This window comes from Hoylesella marshii DSM 16973 = JCM 13450, assembly GCF_000146675.1.
GTDB classification, from domain to species: domain Bacteria; phylum Bacteroidota; class Bacteroidia; order Bacteroidales; family Bacteroidaceae; genus Prevotella; species Prevotella marshii.
In genome coordinates, this window is sequence record NZ_GL397214.1 from 218,329 (window position 1) to 236,955 (window position 18,627).

Sequence of the window (18,627 nt, forward strand, 5' to 3'; positions counted from 1 at the left end):
TAGAGAGACTCGTCTATGGAAAAGAAAGAGAAAGGATAAGATGAAAGTAAACAAAGAGACGTATGCAGAAGTCCATACACCTATATATATATTGGAAGAAGAGCGGTTGAGAACTAACCTGCAGTTGATAGCCCGTGTGGCCAAGGAGGCCGATGTGGAAGTGATTCTTGCCTTTAAGGCTTTTGCTTTGTGGAAGACTTTCCCTATCTTCCGCGCGTATATCGACGGTACGACAGCGAGTTCGCTCAACGAAGCCCTGTTGGCTTATCGAGAGTTCGGTGCACGGGCACATACGTTCTCGCCTGCTTATACGGACGATGAGATAGGGGAGATTGCCCGCTGTTCGGACATCCTGACGTTCAATTCTCTGTCTCAATACTGTCGTTATGCCACAGCGGCCAAGGCTGCCCATCCCGATGTGAGCTTGGGGCTACGCGTGAATCCGGAGTATTCGGAGGTAGGCACAGCACTTTACAATCCTTGTGCGGAGGGTACGCGTTTCGGAGTGTCGGCCGACAAATTACCCGAACATCTGCCCGACGGTATCGAAGGATTCCACTGCCATTGCCATTGCGAGAGTGGTGCCGATGTGTTTGTACGCACATTGGCGCACATCGAAACGCAGTTCTCCCCATGGTTTGGGCAGTTGAAATGGATGAATTTCGGTGGAGGACATCTGATGACACGCCGCGATTACGACGTGCCGTTACTGGTGGAAACGCTGCGTGGCTTCCATCGTCGTTACCCTCATTTGCATGTTATTTTGGAGCCTGGCAGTGCCTTTGCGTGGGAGACGGGAGTGCTGGTGTCGCAGGTGGTGGATATTGTGGAAGACCATGGCATCAAGACGGCTATACTCAACGTGAGCTTCACTTGCCACATGCCCGACTGCTTAGAGATGCCGTACCAGCCCGCTGTGCGAGGGGCAGAGACCTTACCGCCTGATGCAGCTGCGCATTGTGCACCTGAAGCCCCTGTTTACAGGCTGGGCGGTAATAGTTGTCTTTCGGGCGATTTCATGGGCAGTTGGCTATTTGAACGACCGCTGTCGGTGGGCGACAACGTGATTTTTGAAGATATGTTGCATTACACCACGGTGAAGACCCATATGTTTAACGGTATTTCTCATCCTTCTATCGCGCTTTTGCATGCCGACGGTGAGTTGGAAATGCTCCGCGTTTTTACTTATGAGGATTATAAAAATAGAATGGATTAGTCTTTTAGCCCCAAATCTGTACAGGCTCTTATAACCGATTTGGGTTTCATGGCCGTAAAGTTACAGATGATAAATCGGCATTCGTGTCTTGTACAGATGGCGTTTGTACGTGGCACAGATACGGTTTGTACATGGAAAGGTCGGCAACCTTCTTAGCACAAATGGCATCTTTTTTCAAGTTTTGTCGCACCTGCAGCACTTAGGGTGGGAGAACACCCTATACTCAGTACTGCGCGCTGGGCTGACATATGATGCTCTTTGCTTTCCGCTTCGCACAGCGAACTTTGTTTCCATCGCTTATTTTTATCTAATAGACAGTTAAAATGTAGGTTGGTGTGAATCTTGAACCATATACCTTTGTATTTACAGGTAAAAATATTACCTTTGCACAAAATAATGGCGAAGCCCTCTGGTGGGGCATAGCAGCAGATAAAATTGAACAGAAAGACATGTTACTTGAGAAAATAGAGCAACTTCTGCGCGAAGTAAGTGAACTGACGGCAGCCAATGCCGAAGAGATAGAGGCATTGCGGTTGAAGTATCTGAGTAAGAAGGGCGAGATAACGGCGCTGATGGCAGACTTCCGCGATGTGGCTGCCGACCAGAAAAAGGCGGTGGGCATGAAGCTGAATGAACTGAAACAGACCGCTACGCGTAAGATTAACGAACTGAAAGAACAGTGCGAGACGGCAGAGACTGCCACCGACGACATCGACCTGACCCGCACGGCTTATCCCACGCCTCTTGGCACGCGTCATCCGCTAAACATCGTAAGAAACCGCATCGTGGATATCTTCTCACGCATGGGCTTTACCCTTGCCGACGGTCCGGAGGTGGAAGACGACCTGCACGTATTTACGAAGATGAACTTTGCCCCCGACCATCCTGCCCGCGATATGCAGGACACGTTCTTTGTGGACAACCATTCCGCGGATGTAACGAAGAACATCATTCTGAGAAGCCATACGAGTTCTGTGCAGGCGCGAGTGATGGAAACCACGCAGCCGCCTATCAGAATTATCTGTCCGGGGCGTGTTTACCGCAACGAGGCTATCACTGCGCGTGCTCATTGCTTCTTCCATCAAATAGAAGGCCTCTACATAGATAGGAACGTGTCTTTCGCAGATTTGAAGCAAGTGATGCTGATGTTTGCCCAAGAGATGTTTGGTGCAGAGACAAAGATACGCCTGCGTCCCAGCTATTTTCCCTTTACCGAACCCAGTGCGGAGATGGATATTTCGTGTCATATCTGCGGCGGCAAGGGTTGCGGATTCTGCAAGCATACCGGTTGGGTAGAGATTCTCGGTTGCGGCATGGTAGACCCGAATGTACTCGAAGCGTGCGGCATAGACAGCAAAGTGTATAGCGGCTATGCTTTCGGTTTAGGTGTGGAGCGAATCACGAACCTGAAGTATCAGGTAAGCGACCTGCGGATGTTCTCGGAAAACGATGTGCGCTTCCTTGACGAGTTTGTGAGTGCCGGTTAAGACATACAGGAAAGCGGATTGAAACAATGGTCAATCCGCTTTCTTCTTTATTGAGGTGTACGTGTGGCTTCCGTGGGATGAAACATATTATGCAGGAGGATAGACATTGAATAAGGAAAGGCTTTTTACCCGCAGTTACGTCTGTATCATGGTTGCTAACTTTCTCTTGTACTTCGGGTTCTGGACGCTTATACCCGTTCTTCCGTTTTATTTGACGGATGAATACGGTTGTCGAGCTGGTGTTATCGGCATCGTACTGAGCAGTTATACGGTTTCTGCCCTCTGTGTCCGTCCCTTTTCGGGTTATCTGATGGACTCTTTCCCCCGAAAACCCATCTACTTGTTTTGTTACTTTCTGTTTACTTCTGTTTTCGTTGGGTATATGCTCTCGGGTGTGCTCACCCTTTTTATCCTGCTTCGTGTGATTCACGGAACAGCTTTCGGCGGAGTTACCGTGGGCGGCAATACGTTGGTGGTAGACATTATGCCGAGTGCAAGACGAGGCGAAGGGTTGGGATATTACGGACTGACCAACAACTCTGCCATGGCACTTGGCCCTATGGCAGGCCTCTTCATGCATGGGCATTTCTCATACAATACCATCTTTCTTGTGGCTTTCGTCAGTAGTTTTACGGGCTTTCTGGCAGCCTCATTGGTGCAGACGAAGACGCGTCCTCCCGTGAAGCGCAATCCTGTTTCGTTGGATAGGTTTGTCTTGCTCAAAGGTATTCCCGTAAGCATAGCCTTGCTGTTACTCTCCATCCCCTATGGTGCTACCACCAATTTCGTAGCCATGTATGCCAAGGAGATAGGCCTCGATGTTCCGACAGGGTTTTTCTTCACACTGATGGCTGTCGGAATGGGGATTTCACGGATATTTTCCGGCCGTCAGGTAGACCATGGGTATATCACGCAATGCATACATTACGGCTATTATCCCGTTATCACAGCCTTTCTGTTGTTAGGCTCATGTCGGTTTATCCTCTCTGTCGATACCGGAACAACCGTAGCCGTGTTCTACCTCGTGCCTCTTCTATTGGGTATCGGATTCGGTATTATGTTCCCTGCCATGAACAGCCTTTACATCAACTTAGCTCCCAATGATATGCGTGCCACAGCCACGGGCACTTATCTCACGGCGTGGGATGTGGGTATCGGTGTGGGTATTGTGTGTAGCGGGATAATAGCCGAATGGTTTACTTTCTATATGGTTTATCTCATTGGAGCCATGCTGTGTCTTGTTTCTTTCCTTTATTTCAGCCGATATGTAACTCCTCATTATCGGAGGAATGCCTTGCGATAAGCGAGGGGTATTCGGATTTGCGCACAGCGTATCTCACAACGGGTGCTGATATGCTCTTTGCAAAGTGCAGAATGTATGTTTGAGGTATAGGACTTATACCCCATTAGATACGTAGGTGTTTAAATTATCATCGTGGTGATAAATATTTTTCATCAGGTTGATAAATATTTATCACTAAGTTGATAATTCGATTATCATAGTACAGAAGGGGTAACAGATGCCGTATCGTGCAGGTTCTCTCCCTATTATCTTTTGTCGAGAACCTATAAGACATCATCGGTTGTTGGAAATCGGGGCAAATCAGCAAGGATACTTTACGCGAGTTCGGGATAAGGCAATCGGACTGTAAGCCCCCTCGGGGCGTAAGACCTTAGACAGGGTGTGAAGCTCGTAAGAGCGTAATTGAAAATCGCCGGCGCAAAACGGAACGTGAAGCGGAAAGGCAACCCCTGATAAGCATGTGTAGAAAGATGAACCCCGTAGGGGTGGCGGAGGGGGGAGGGTTAATGTTCTGTCGCCCCTTCAGGGCTTAGACTGCGGGAATCCACAACACAGGGGCTGCGCTATTGCTTACCCCTGTCTAAGGTCTTACGCCCCTTTGGGGCTATTGGATAAGAAAATGCTATCGGTGCGTTATGGGTTTAACCATACATCCGTTTCGCGATAAGTCTCTGTGAACTGTCGGTGTATGGTTTTCTTGATGTCTAAGAGGGAGTCGCCCATGGATTGTTGCTCCTCGGGCGAGATGCGTTTCCCAATCTGTATGGTCATGCGTCCGCTGTTACACACGGGTGAGTGGAGTGGCATGAGGTCTTTCAGTCCGTGAAGGTAGACGGGAAGGAGGTCGACGTGGAGCAGTTTGGCCAGCAGGAATGCTCCGTTGTGAAAACGTCCGATGTCGTCGCCCGTCACACGTTCTCCTTCGGGAAAGATGGCAATGCTGTAGCCTTGTGCCACGTGTTTGCCGCACTGTTCTACGATGCTGTCGATGCCGTTGTCCATGGAAATAAAGTCGGCGAAGCATAGGATGCGGTGCACCACAGGATTGTGCCATACTTTTGTGCCCGTGACGATGAGGATGCGTGGTGAGAGCGCCATGAGGCATACGGGGTCGAGGAGAGACTTGTGGTTACAGATGATGATGGCAGGTCGGGCGAAGTCTTCTTTCTCGGGGTTGAGTAGGGTGGTCTTCACGCCGGCGATGTGGTGGATATCGTAGCGGAAGAGGTGGTACATCTGCCGGTGAAGCGTGAGCGTGCGTGCAGGTGTTTTCCGGCGAATCTTAAAGAGATAGATGCTGAGTAGCAAACCATAGAGTATCTGTCCGAGATAGACGATGGCATCAAAGGCCGTGACAACAAGCCGCCTGACGGTGATAGGAAAGGGACGTGGGCTACCGTCTTTATATGCGTAGAGCCATCCGAAGACTACGGGCGGCAATAGATAGGTCATGGCCACCACGGTTGCCATGCCCACGATGGTAATCTCGCCCAGTGAAGACAGGGCGGGATGGCGGGCGATAACGAGTGTGCCCATGCCGATAAACATGATGGTTGCGGAGAGGAAGATGCTGCGTTTATAGGAAGCAAGCATACGGCGATGGTGCGTGTGTTCGTAGAGGAGCCCTTCGGTCATGAAGATGCTGTAATCGTCTCCCTGTCCGAAGATAAACGTAGCGAGGATGATGTTCACAAGATTGAAGCTCATACCCAAGATGTGCATGGTGCCCAATATCCATATCCATGATACAGCCATGGGCAGAAAGGCGATGAGCGCATGCTCTATCTTGCCGAACGAGAGCCAGAGGAAGATGAAGACGATGAGCCCGCAAGCCCAGCCGATGTAGTTGAAGTTGTCGGACAGCGACGAGGCGATGGTGCTGTTCATGCTTTTCACATCGAATGCCCAGCGGCTGCCGTCGGCATTGCCATAACGGTCAATCAACTGTGGCACCTCGGCATTGGGTATGTTCTTTATGTGCACGGCGGTATTCCCTATGATACGCGTGCCGATGCCGTTGTCGATGAGCGGGGCAAAGAAGCGAATGTCGTGGGGATGAAACGGAGTCTGCAACATGGAGTAGAAGTCGGCAAAAGCATCGGTAGAGAATCCGTTGCGTGCAGCCTCTTGCGGGAGCGTTTGCCTGAAGAGCGTTTGATGTCTCGTCAAGAAAGCATTCCACCGGTCAATGCGGCGTTGTTGTTCTCTACGACTTGTGATAAAAGCGTCGGCTCCGTCGGCCTCGCTCTGTTCCAAAGCTTGGTCAGGGGTTGTTCCTTCATTGGCCATATACACTTGTGTGGTGCCGGCTTGCTCGTTGCGCATAACAGCAAGGTCGGCTAACAGATGGCGTTGGTCTGCCGAGAGGTAATTGATGTTCTGCATGTTGGTATCGAAGGCCGTAGACATGCTGAAATATCCCAATAGCAATGTCAGCCCTACAAAGGCGGTAATTATCCATTTGTTGCGTGGGTAGACAGGCGTGTACTCATCTGCATCTTCGGCACACTCTTCGCCATTGGCTTTTGCTTTTGTCCTTATATGGCAGAGGTGGGGTAGGAAAACCGTTACGAAGAGAATGGTGCCTACGAGCATAAAGGCTGCAAAGATGCCCAAATCTCGTAGGGCAACAGAATTGAGCGGTATCAGAGCACAAAAGGCGCCTACGGTGGTAACGTTTCCTATCACAAGAGGTTCTATGAGGTCTCTCAACGTGTCGCGAGGCGATGGACGGTGAGACAGGTGTGCCACGAAATGCAGCGGGTAATTAACCGCTATACCTATAATAATGGAAGCGATACCCAACACGATGATAGATACCTGCCGATGGATGAGCGACATGCCTGCCAAGGCAAGGAGCCAACCAAAGGCGATGGCTACGACAATCAGCAATATATGCCGCCAACTGCGCAGGGAATAAAAGAGGAGCGAGACGATAAGTATAATGGCGATGCTGACCGTCCATAGACCGTCGGTCTTTATCTGTTCGGCGTTCTGCACAGCTATGACAGGTGCTCCGGTGGTGAGTATCTGTACGTCGGTCATGCTTTGTCCGATAACCGAAGCGATGCTGTCGATACGTTCGATGAGTTTTGTGTTCTTTGCTGTCTCGCTCGCACCGTAAGGAGAGTCTATCATGATAATGGCGCGTTTGCCATCGGGGGAAAAGATGTAGCCGTCATTCAATTCATATTTCATGGCAGCGTTGCCTGTTTGTAGTCGTTCCGCTATGGGTAAAAACAAGCCTAACGGGTCGCGCTCTACGTTCTGCGACAGCAAATTTCCCGTAGGAAACAGCAACATCTCCTTGTTTCGCTGCATGGCTGCGGCAATACTGTCGGGTGTCATCAGCTGTTCCATTCGCGAGAACTCGGCATCGGTGAGGAAGAGCGGTGCGTTGCGGTAAACAAATGAAGCTACATTGAGCAGCTTATCATAGTCTATCTGTGCCGTTATTGTCCACGACTGTTTGTCCGCTTGTTTCTGAAAGGCTGCGGCAGCTTCCGTAAGCCGGTCGGTATTTATCTGCGAGGTGTCTTTCATTTGTAATACCACAAATATGCGGTCGGCGGCATTCAGCTTTTGATAAACAGCCATTGATTTGCGGTAAACATCGTTGTCGGGCAGGAAATCGCCAATGTCTTCGTTGAATTGCAAACGCATGGCCATGGCTGCTGATACCGTAACGATACCAACCAATAATACTCCGCACAGCCCTTTGCGTGCGTGCAGGTAATCGTATAAACGCAGTAGGAATTTCGTCATGGCGTGCAACGCATTATGTTTCGTTTTGAAATGACGGGGTTGGCATAGATACCGAGGAAGATATCGCGTATCGTGGTATCAGGCAGGCTATGCAGACGTTCTATGAAAGCGTTGCGTTCTTGAGAAGAATAATGAGTAGCGTGTTCGTTGGTTTGGTACATCAGGTCGTAGGCTATGTAGTGAGTGGGCATCAGTCGATAGTTGTCTATGATTCGTTTGTCAATCAGTCTTGTCACGGCAGCAATGGCATCGTGTGCAGGCAAGGAGGCCAAGTTCATCAACTCTTCTGCTTGTAAGGGACGGCATATCTCGAAATGTACGCGACCCTTAGATTGCATGATGCCCGTGAGAATACTGTGAATGTCTTCGCCCGCTTGCTTTACATATTTCGCCTTACGCGACAGAAAGAGTTCCTTCGCTTTCAGTAAATCGCAGGGCTCCCACTCATAGCTTACTGACACAGGTACGATGTGCAGCTCTGCTAAGGCTTGCATCTTATTCCGTCCGCCAGAGATGCTGAACATGTTTACCAAGCCGGGGTCGGTAGCGTCTATGCCATTCTTAGTGCGGCCGTTGCGCTGCGCAATCCACACCGAGGCATGCTCATGACAGATAACATGGCGCATATATTGCGACAGATGCAGCGAACTTCTATAGAACTCACGCGCCCGGCCACCCCGTTCTACGCGAAACATTTTATTACTCTTGCCGATGTCTACAATCAACGGATGGCACATCAGGTTGGCACCGAAAGTAATCTCTGTTGTCTGAAAGCCGTTGTCCACTAAGGCATTTTGTAACAGCGAAGCATCAAGCACGATGTCTCTGTGGTTACTCACATACATATAGCTTTCGTTGGGAGACAGCCACTGCAGACCATCACAAGTGAAACTACTGACAGACCTTTTGATAACCTGCCGGTTGAAGTGATACATCACCTGACGCTGAAATGCGTTTATCGTCGTAAGGCTGTGCAACAACGACCGTACTTCCTCTAATGACGAGTCGGGAAATACATACTCAGCCATTGCCGGCAACCAACTACTCTCGGCAATACGATGCATAGCACCCGGTATTTCACTATCGCAATACGGGCGTATATCATCAAACGACTCCACAAATGAATCTTCCCCAAAACGGTTTACCATGATACTATCTCTTACGTTCGTCTATAAATTTCACAGGCTTGCGACTCTTCGCCGGAAAGTTGATACGCCGAATCTCTTCCGCCGGCAATATCTCAACCATGGGTGCCACACGAATGCGAGAGCGGAAACTGTCCTTCAATTCCTTGACAATGGCTTCACGCGACTTGTGAAGATAAGCGGTTTTCAATCCCACTTTCACCACCACCTCATCCGTTCCTGCAACAGAATCGCGCACCACCACCACGTAGTTCTCCACACACGCAGCATTGTCGAGCACATCATTGACCGCAGGAGGATAAAGCGTAGTGCCCTTCAGCTTAATCATGTTGTTCTTCCGACCCACCAAAGGTGTGAGCCGATAAGCACCGCGACCGCATCTGCAACGCTCGACACACTTGGCTGCCATGTCGCCCGTACGAAACCGCAATAGCGGCATTGCTTCCACGCCCAACGTCGTAATAACCACTTCACCCACCTCACCATCTGGTACAGGTAAATCATCCTCGCCGATAATCTCAACGATAACCAACTCCGGATGCACATGACCGCCCATTCCAAACCGGCATTCCGAGAACGTAGCACCCATTTCCGTACTCGAGTAAGTGGCAAACAATTCCACCTCCGACCACTTCTCATGGATGCGACTCCCCAAGAGATTCAACGAGAAATCCTGTTCGCGCAGTCCCTCCCCAATACCGATGATACGCCTCACACTCGACTGACGATAATCAATTCCCCGTTCCTCGGCATACTCAATGAGCCGAAGAATAAACGATGGTACACACATCACAGTGTCAGGACGCATCCTACTAATTGTATCCCACTGCAACTCCGGTATGCCGTTACCTACACGAATTATCCCAGCCCCCAGCCTGCGAAGCCCTAAGAAATAGGCCATACCAGCCATAAAGCGCTTATCCAGCGTCGTCATCAACTGCACCACGTTGCCTTTGCCAAGTCCGACACAAGCAAAAGACTTCGCCTCGTTGAAAGCCAATCTATCCAAATCCTTATCCGTACAACCAAACGTCACAGGTTCACCCAGTGTGCCCGATGTCGTGATATAATCCACAATCTCTTCACGATCCACACAAAGGAAATCTTCGTTAAACAGCTGCAAATCCTTTTTCTCTGTAAAAGGAATTTGCACCAAATCCTCTATGCAGCCTATCTTTCCCTTGTCTATCCCATTCCGTTCAAAAAGCCGGCGATAGTAACGAGAGTTCCGTTCCAAATAGCCCAACTGCTCCCTCAACCGCGCATCTTGAAACTGTTTGATGACTTCAGCTGATTGAAACTCTATGTCCTCGCTTTCATTCCATTCGTAAAACATGCCTGCAAAAGTAGTAATAATTATTCTATCCACAGACACTCACCCATGGAAATACACCGCGCAACCCTGCACATCACCCCTCAGCAAGCTCAGATAAACCGTCCATCCATCCAAGTTTATACCTCTTTCCTTAGCGCATTTGCCTATTTTATGTTATCTTTGCATCATCATCCGAAACAATCTATCGACACAATCCTTATCAATACTCATATATATGAACAGCAAACAACTCATGAACCGAGCAGCCGACAACATCCGCATTCTGGCTGCATCCATGGTAGAAAAAGCCCACTCCGGACACCCGGGCGGTGCAATGGGCGGCGCAGACTTCATCAATGTACTCTTCTCAGAGTTTTTAGTGTACGACCCCGAGCAGCCCACGTGGGACGGACGCGACCGATTTTACCTCGACCCGGGGCATATGTCGCCCATGCTCTACGCTGCCTTAGCCCTGCAAGGACGCTTCACCATCGATGAACTCAAGGCATTCCGTCAGTGGAACTCACCCACACCCGGCCATCCCGAGCGTAATGTAGAGCGCGGCATCGAAAACACTTCCGGCCCCCTTGGCCAAGGGCATGCTTTTGCTGCCGGTGCTGCTGTAGCCGAGAAGTTCCTTGAGGCAAAACTCGGTAATGAGGTGGTGTGTCATAAAATCTACGCCTACATCTCAGACGGAGGCGTGCAAGAAGAAATATCACAAGGCGTCGGACGTATCGCAGGAAACCTCGGGTTAAACAACCTCATCATGTTCTACGATTCCAACGACATACAGCTCTCCACCGAATGCGGTGATGTGATGAACGAAGACACAGCCAAGAAGTATGAGGCGTGGGGATGGAACGTCATGACCATCGACGGCAACGACCCCGATGCTATCCGCATAGCTCTCCATACGGCACAACAAGAAAATCATCGCCCCACGCTTATCATCGGAAAAACCGTCATGGGCAAAGGAGCACTCAAAGAAGATGGAACCAGCTATGAGCACAACGTGAAGACCCACGGTGCACCACTCGGTGGCGAAGCCTACCGAAAAACCATCGAACACCTCGGCGGCAACCCCGACGATGCTTTCCGCATATTCGACGAAGTGCAAGCACTCTACGATAATCGTCGACAAGAACTGAAACAAATCGTAGCCGACCGACGTGCCGCAGAGGCTGTATGGAGCAAAGCAAACCCCGAGCTCGCACGGCAAAAAGCACAGTGGTTCGGTGACAAAGCTCCGCAAATAGATTGGACAACACTTGTGCAGAAGAAAGACGATGCCACACGAAACGCCTCTGCTGCATGCCTTAGTCTCCTCGCACAGCAAGTGCCCAACATGGTATGTGCATCCGCCGACCTGTCCAACTCCGATAAAACAGACGGCTTCCTCAAGAAAACTCAGGCCATGAAGCACAACGATTTCAGCGGTGCATTCTTCCAAGCTGGCGTAAGTGAACTTACTATGGCTTGCATGTGTATCGGCATGTACCTCCATGGAGGTGTCATACCGGCTTGCGGCACCTTCTTCGTCTTCTCTGATTACATGAAGCCTGCCGTGCGTATGGCTGCACTCATGGAAGTACCCATCAAGTTTATTTGGACTCACGACGCATTCCGTGTAGGAGAAGACGGCCCCACCCACGAACCCGTAGAACAAGAAGCGCAGATTCGTCTCATGGAGAAACTGAAGAACCATCACGGAGCCGACAGCGTCCGCGTCCTCCGACCGGCCGATGCCGACGAAACTTCCGTATGCTGGGAAATGGCCATGGAAAACATGACCACACCCACTGCACTCGTCCTTTCCCGACAGAATGTAACCAGCCTGCCCGCAGGAAATAATTATAAAAACGCCCGAAAAGGAGCATACATTGTGGCCGGTTCAGACGAGGCTTTTGATGTCATCCTGCTTGCCAGCGGCTCTGAAGTGTCCACACTTGTTGCCGCAACAGAACTTCTACACCGTGACGGCATACGTGTACGTATCGTCAGTGTGCCCTCCGAAGGTCTGTTCCGCTTACAGAGCAAAGCCTATCAAGAAAGCATCCTGCCCGCCGATGCCAAAATATTCGGCCTCACAGCAGGCCTACCCGTTACCCTCGAAGGGCTGATCGGTACGCACGGTCGCGTCTTCGGACTGCCCTCATTTGGCTACTCGGCACCTTATAAAGTACTCGACGAAAAACTCGGTTTCACGGCCGACAATGTTTACCGACAAGTCAAAGCACTGCTGTCCGAATAAACCAAGAGTGGGGCGGATATATCTCCTGCTGAGCCACGTTCGCCCTTTTACAACAGAATATAAAATAATGACATGAAATGGAAATAGAAACAATAGGACTCGCCAGCGACCACGCCGGTTACGAGTTGAAACAGTTTGTAAAACAGTATTGTGATGAGCATGGTTACAGCTACCACGACTACGGATGTCTCAATGAAGATAGCTGCGATTATCCTGACTTTGGCCATGCTTTAGCCGACGGTATTGAGCGTGGTGAAGTATTCCCCGGCATCGCTATCTGCGGCAGTGGCGAAGGTATTGCCATGACACTCAACAAACATCAACACATTCGCGCCGGTTTGGCATGGATTCCGGAGATAGCTCATCTCATTCGGCAACATAACAATGCCAATGTGCTCGTAATGCCCGGCCGTTTTGTCGACAAGGAAACAGCACGTGCCATCATGGATGCTTTCTTCTCTACCGACTTTGAAGGCGGACGTCATCAACGCCGTGTAGACAAGATTGCCTGTCGTACTGCTGAGTAAACAGATGTTGTCAGCAACAAAAAGTATTCGCTTTCCTCTCTTGCTATGAGAGAAAAAATGCTTTTATCCCTCACTTCGTATCGGAGTGGGGGATGATTGATTGAATACCCTCATCATCATATCGTTTTGTAAACACATAGCTTTCTGCTCATCAACGCATAGCTTTTACGCTGTCAACACATAGCTTTCGCAGTGTAGAAGCTATGCTATTTCAATAAGAAATATATGTAATTGTATATCAATAATTTACCTATTGTTTGAAAATCTCTGCTATGATAAAGATGAAAACTGTAGAGAGAGTTGAGAGGCGGCACAGAATGATAATAATAGTCCCTTGGTATGAACGAAACGACAGATCACTATAAAAAGGTAGCAAAACGTGCGGTTGAGTGCGGTAATGATAAGTAGGTATTTGTAAAAACCATAATTTTTAGGTATTGCAAGTATCGTAAAACGCCCGTATCTTTGCAATCGTAATATATAAATAACTACAAAACATCAATTGAAAAATGAAAAAGACAGTTGTCATTTACGGTTCCTCCACAGGAACTTGCCAGAGCATCGCAGAGAAGATTGCTGCTAAATTGGGCGTAGAAGCTATCGACGTGGCTAATCTGAATGCAGATGCAGTTAGCGAAGCAGAGAACTTGATTCTCGGTACATCTACATGGGGTGCCGGTGAATTGCAGGATGATTGGGTCGATGGCTTAGAGACGCTCAAAGGCTTAGACCTCAACGGTAAGACGGTAGCCCTCTTCGGATGCGGCGATGCCGAGTCTTATGGCGACACATTCTGCGGAGCTATGGCAGAAATTTACAACGAAATCAAAGATAAAGGCGTTACTTTCGTGGGCGCAGTGCCGACAGATGGCTATACTTTCGATGACAGTGAAGCCGTAATAGATGGCAAATTCGTCGGTCTGGCACTCGACGATGTAAACGAAGACGATAAGACCGACGGGCGTATCGACGCTTGGATTGACAGCATCAAGGGTAGTCTCTAACCCCTTGATTGCCCCGTTTTGAAACAGAATCGCCAGCTATGCAGCAGTCAGTCATGATGCCGGTTGATATCAAGGTGTTGGCAAACCACATCTATGAGTATAAGAAAGGCGTGCGCCGAATGGTGTTGTTCACGCTCAATAGCAAGTACGAAGAGTTTGCTATCAATCGTTTGAGAAATCAAAATATCGACTATGTTGTGCAGCATGTCGGCAGCAATAAGGTAAACTTATTCTTCGGCAGTAAGTCCTGTTTAGATGCGATTCGTTTAATCGTGACACGTCCGCTTAATGAACTGACCCCGGAGGAGGACTTTATCTTAGGTGCGATGTTAGGATATGACATTTGCGCTCAATGTGAAAGATACTATGAACGCAAATGTAAAAACTGCAAGAATGCAGTATAATAGGAAATCCGCAGTTTGATAAAATAGCGGTTTCCTAACGGATGATAAACTTTTTAGAAATCTTGTTCGCTAAATAAAATTCATAATGTTTTTGTATAATATGTGAAGGGATGTCGTGAGACATCCCTTTTCATTGTTTATAGTATTGTCTATTAGGAAATAGAGCACAGCAGAATTGTAAGAGACAAGTGTGAATTGTCATATCACAATTTATCGAACTCATGCATGTTCAGCATCTACCCATACTCTTGTTTACCTCAAATCGGTCATGAAGGTCTGTACAGATTTTGTTTGATTGTCGTTTAGATGGTTTGTCGTCCTCTTTCTGGCATAGCGGGCTACGTCAAGAGAGGGCGGTAAGCAAGATGTCGACAAGCGAATAAAAGATGACAGGAAGCCATGTCATTCACATTGAAAGGGTAGATAAGTGGTCTAATGACGATTGGCGGTTACCAACGGGAGAACAGTTCGAAGCCGAATTTGCAGCCAACTCCATCGAATTTTCCGTTCTTATTTGCAATGAATATCCCCATAGAGAATAGGTGGTTTGTAAAGCCATAACCACATTCTATATAAGGATGGAGACGTTGAACGAAGAGAGTGCTTACGTAGATGCGTTCAATTTCCATGAACTGACCGACGGCGGGCAGGCGGGAAAGGAACATCAAAGGCGACTCGTAGGTAAAGTTTGTCCGTACATAGTACTTGGAAGCATTGTACCAATTACTATTGAGAAGCTCGAAACTTCCTGTCCAATCGTCATTCCATCCATTGGGTATATAGGTTTCACGGAAGTTCGTATAGTCCAGAAAGTACACATTGTCGCCTCTACTTGTATAGAGACCGCTCCCTAGCCGCATGGAGATGGTTCTAAGACTTCTTAGCTTATATTTATAGGAGGCATCGCTTTCCCATCGTTCATATTGCCCGTTGGAGTGAAATAGCTTTCCGATACCGCGTTCGTAGTCAAATGTCAATATCATGCCATTCCAACCCCAAGGACGGTATTGTACCCTGAAGATGGGTGCAAAACTATGGTATGTAGTGGGTTTGCCTGTGGCAATAAATGGTACTTTGTCTACTGCTGAACGGCGATGATAGACAAATCCTGCTCGCAGGCCTAATTTTTCTGTTATATCATAGTTGTTGGTAATGGATAGATTCATATCCTTGAAAAAGTCGAGATGCATATTTGCCCAGTTGATAGAATCGCCTTTTTCGTGTCGAATTTGCTCTAATACAGAAGAGTTGGTGATGCGGTTGCCGTTTCCAAACTCAACTTCGAGGTATCCGTTGTGCCTTTTGTTATAATCGAATCTGAACGGAACACTGTAATAGAGTACTTTCTGTTTGAATGAATAGCCGGATTTCACACGAAGACTGACAGCCGAATTGTCTGTAAAGGAGTAGCTGCTCCTCACGTCGAACTTATAGGTAATGCCCTTGTTGGGGCTATATCCCATGTAAAGAGGGTTGAGAATGGGAGCAATGCGCAGATACCCGCGATTGTTTTGGCCATAGTTTGTCCGTATTCTCTCGATGAGATTTCGTCCAATCTTTTCCCATATTCGGCTCTCTCTATAGTTCTTTTTATCATTATTTGTCGTGGAATCTTTCGCAGAAGCCGTTTGAGCATGCTTCTTGTATAGAAGGTTTTCCTCTTCGGTAAGTTCTATCGGCCTTAACGAGGCCATCAAACTTTCGTCATGACTATTGTCGATAGAATCGGGAACAGCTGCTTTCAATCCGTAAATAGCAGTCATTTTCGTGCTTAGTTTGTTGCCGATAAAGCTAAATCGGGCACTTATTGTACATGTGGTGGGCAGTAACGACCGGATACCTTCTTTTCCCATTTGTATCTCAAGGGTAAATCTGATCATATCGTATTCGCCCGTCAGTTGTGCGGAGATAATTCTTCCTGTTTCTTCATCCACTACGGCAGAACCATGAACTAACTGTGTGTTATGCAGCTTAGGTTGAAATCCCACCCTGATTCGACCATTCATCATGGGGGCGATGCGGTATTTGTAATATCGCTTGTTGGCCTTTGAAAAAGGCGAAAGCAGAGAGTTGTTCACCACCGTCTCGCTGTAGATAGTTGGAGTGAGGTAGGGCAACAGGTTGGGCATTGTGTTCCTGTGGTGCGGGATGGTGTTGATATTCACCTTTCGGTCTGTCTCGTAGTGACTCAGGTCATGGAGAATGACATGGCTGTAGGTCTCTCCAAAATACTCGCGTCTGCCTTTTGCAATGGCGTAAAGAGAGGGAACGAGCAACAATGTGAAGTTTCTCTTGTGTGTGTTGATATGGTATTTCACGTATACATACGACGAACTGTCTCTGATGCTGTCGGTAACGGAAGTCCGATAGCTGAACATCTTCTGCAGTATCTCTGCGTTTTTTCGCTGTTTCGACAAAGCTGAAAACGGCAAACTTATCGTTAATAAACTTGCCAGCAACAGTATGTTATAGTATCGCAGAAGAAACATCGTGGGAAGAAATACTAAGGCCGATACGGCAGAAAAGAGTCTGCTACGCATCGGCCATTCGTATCAATAGATAATGGATGACAGAATATAGGCCACAACTGTTGAGACTGCCACACTTACCAGCCCGGGCATCATGAAACTGTGGTTCAATAAATACTTGCCGATAACGGTTGTTCCGCTTCGGTCAAAGTTAACCGTTGCTATGTCTGAGGGGTAGTTCGGAATGAAGAAATATCCATAAACGCTGGGAAATACGCCTAATAATACATACCCGGGGATGCCCAGCGAATATGCCAAAGGTAACATGGCTACCACTACAGCACCCTGCGAATTGATTAAAACGGATACTAAGAAGAAAACCAGAGCGATAGACCATGGGTAGACTTTCACGATTTCTCCTAACATAGACTGCATCTGGCCAAGATAATTAGAAAAATAAGTGTCTGCCAGCCACGCAATTCCGTAGATAGCAACAACGGCTACCATGCCACTCTGCCATACTGCACCGGCCACAGCTTTCTTAGGGCTTGCCTTACAGAAGATAATCATCAATGCCGCTGCACTTATCATCACAATCTGAATTACCAGATTCATCTTTAGCGGACTGCTCACTTCCTCTGTCACACCTGCCACCAGAATGCCTGCTTTGGCCAACTCTTTAGCCGTAGCGATGCTGCCATCGGGGAGTGTAATGTCTTTGGCTCCGGCTACAGCTGCTATGTGGTTGTATGCAGGAAGAATGTCTTGGAATACGGCAAACATTACTATCACAAGTAAGGCAACGAAGAAAATGTAGACGGCTCTTTTAGATTCTTTTGATACCTCCTTATCCAATGTCGTGGCGGTATTACCATAGATATAGGCATATTGTGCGGGATCTTTCAGCTTCTTTTGAAATGCCTCGTCTTTATCCAAGTCCTTCCCACGTTTGTAAGAGCACATTGAGGCGACAACTAGTCCGCAGATACAGGCTGGAATGCTAATCATCAGTACCCCCGGAATGGTAATATTGAAACCGTTTTCGTTGGAGATAGAGACGAAAGCCACCACAGCGGCTGCAATAGGCGAGCAGGTGATACCCACTTGGGAGGCGACACTGGCCACGGCACAAGGACGTTCAGGGCGGATTCCCTTTTTGAGAGCAATATCACAAACAATAGGCATCAATGTATAAACAACATGTCCCGTGCCCACCAACACTGTGAGGAAAAACGTGCAGAGCGGTGCCAGAAATGTGATTCGGTCTGGGTGTTTACGCAGAAGTTTCTCCGCTAATTGTATCAACCAGTCCATACCGCCCGATGCCTGCATAACTCCGGCACACGTGACGGCGGCAATAATAATGTAGATAACATCTGTCGGAGGTGTGCCGGGTTTAAGTCCGAAACCGAAAACGAGCAGTGCCAAGCCTATACCGGAGATAGCTCCCAAGGCCAAACTGCCGTACCGTGAACCCACCCATAGCGCCAACAGCACTACGAGAAGTTCGATAATCATTGTTATTGTCATATATGTTTAGTTTTGGATGAACAGTAATAGAAGTGTTGCTTTATGTTCGCGATATAGATGCAAAAGTAAGAAAAAACATCGAATCTGCAAGCACTACCGTCCCATAAAAGCGAAAATAATAACAGAATAACACGGTCTTCTTTCTTTTCTGACATGCTTGCTTTCCTGTGCGGAACAAACGGATAACCACACCTTTATCACTACTGAAA

At 48.2% G+C, this 18,627-nt stretch carries 12 protein-coding genes; 7 read left to right on the forward strand and 5 right to left on the reverse strand.

Annotation, left to right across the window (positions count from 1 at the left end; all coding sequences use genetic code 11):
• Positions 1 to 40: 40 nt before the first annotated feature.
• From nspC to HMPREF0658_RS00950, 3 genes are all read left to right on the forward strand, one after another.
• Positions 41 to 1,216 (forward strand): carboxynorspermidine decarboxylase, encoded by a 1,176-nt coding sequence (gene nspC, locus HMPREF0658_RS00940; RefSeq protein ID WP_006947889.1) that lies wholly within the window; start codon positions 41 to 43, stop codon positions 1,214 to 1,216.
• Between the two features lie 449 nt (positions 1,217 to 1,665).
• Positions 1,666 to 2,703 carry a phenylalanine--tRNA ligase subunit alpha gene (pheS, locus tag HMPREF0658_RS00945; protein ID WP_024990887.1) on the forward strand — a complete coding sequence of 346 codons (1,038 nt, stop codon included), beginning with the start codon at positions 1,666 to 1,668 and terminating at the stop codon, positions 2,701 to 2,703.
• Positions 2,704 to 2,809: 106 nt separating this feature from the next.
• On the forward strand, positions 2,810 to 4,006 hold the full coding sequence (locus tag HMPREF0658_RS00950; RefSeq protein WP_006947892.1) for an MFS transporter: 1,197 nt from the start codon (positions 2,810 to 2,812) through the stop codon (positions 4,004 to 4,006).
• 633 nt (positions 4,007 to 4,639) lie between these two features.
• Here HMPREF0658_RS00950 and HMPREF0658_RS00955 read toward each other — a convergent pair.
• Genes HMPREF0658_RS00955 through flxY form a run of 3 tightly spaced genes read right to left on the reverse strand, consistent with a single transcriptional unit; the run spans position 4,640 to position 10,252 of the window.
• Positions 4,640 to 7,771 carry an MMPL family transporter gene (locus HMPREF0658_RS00955; protein WP_006947894.1) on the reverse strand — a complete coding sequence of 1,044 codons (3,132 nt, stop codon included), beginning with the start codon at positions 7,769 to 7,771 and terminating at the stop codon, positions 4,640 to 4,642.
• Positions 7,768 to 8,919 carry a hypothetical protein gene (locus HMPREF0658_RS00960; RefSeq protein WP_006947895.1) on the reverse strand — a complete coding sequence of 384 codons (1,152 nt, stop codon included), beginning with the start codon at positions 8,917 to 8,919 and terminating at the stop codon, positions 7,768 to 7,770. Before HMPREF0658_RS00960 ends, HMPREF0658_RS00955 begins: the two co-directional genes overlap by 4 nt.
• A 4-nt stretch (positions 8,920 to 8,923) precedes the next feature.
• Positions 8,924 to 10,252 carry a flexirubin biosynthesis putative acyl-CoA ligase FlxY gene (gene flxY, locus HMPREF0658_RS00965; protein WP_006947896.1) on the reverse strand — a complete coding sequence of 443 codons (1,329 nt, stop codon included), beginning with the start codon at positions 10,250 to 10,252 and terminating at the stop codon, positions 8,924 to 8,926.
• 214 nt (positions 10,253 to 10,466) lie between these two features.
• Between flxY and HMPREF0658_RS00970 the strand changes: the two genes are divergently transcribed.
• The 4 genes from HMPREF0658_RS00970 to HMPREF0658_RS00985 all read left to right on the forward strand — a co-directional run bounded on the left by HMPREF0658_RS00970 (position 10,467) and on the right by HMPREF0658_RS00985 (position 14,420).
• Positions 10,467 to 12,485: a transketolase family protein gene (locus HMPREF0658_RS00970; protein ID WP_006947897.1), complete on the forward strand. Its 2,019-nt coding sequence runs from the start codon at positions 10,467 to 10,469 to the stop codon at positions 12,483 to 12,485.
• 77 nt (positions 12,486 to 12,562) lie between these two features.
• Complete coding sequence (locus HMPREF0658_RS00975) at positions 12,563 to 13,012, forward strand: RpiB/LacA/LacB family sugar-phosphate isomerase (protein WP_006947903.1); 450 nt, start codon at positions 12,563 to 12,565, stop codon at positions 13,010 to 13,012.
• Between the two features lie 509 nt (positions 13,013 to 13,521).
• The gene (gene fldA / locus HMPREF0658_RS00980; protein WP_006947905.1) at positions 13,522 to 14,016 is read left to right on the forward strand and encodes a flavodoxin FldA; all 495 of its coding nucleotides are present in this window, start codon (positions 13,522 to 13,524) and stop codon (positions 14,014 to 14,016) included.
• Between the two features lie 38 nt (positions 14,017 to 14,054).
• Complete coding sequence (locus HMPREF0658_RS00985; RefSeq protein ID WP_006947906.1) at positions 14,055 to 14,420, forward strand: DUF2023 family protein; 366 nt, start codon at positions 14,055 to 14,057, stop codon at positions 14,418 to 14,420.
• Between the two features lie 449 nt (positions 14,421 to 14,869).
• Here the strand turns inward: HMPREF0658_RS00985 and HMPREF0658_RS00990 are convergent, their stop codons facing one another.
• Both HMPREF0658_RS00990 and HMPREF0658_RS00995 read right to left on the reverse strand, forming a co-directional pair.
• Complete coding sequence (locus HMPREF0658_RS00990) at positions 14,870 to 16,960, reverse strand: DUF5686 family protein (protein ID WP_139047689.1); 2,091 nt, start codon at positions 16,958 to 16,960, stop codon at positions 14,870 to 14,872.
• A gap of 12 nt (positions 16,961 to 16,972) precedes the next feature.
• Positions 16,973 to 18,418, reverse strand: a complete 1,446-nt coding sequence (locus HMPREF0658_RS00995) for an anaerobic C4-dicarboxylate transporter (protein WP_006947914.1) — start codon at positions 18,416 to 18,418, stop codon at positions 16,973 to 16,975.
• Positions 18,419 to 18,627: the final 209 nt, after the last annotated feature.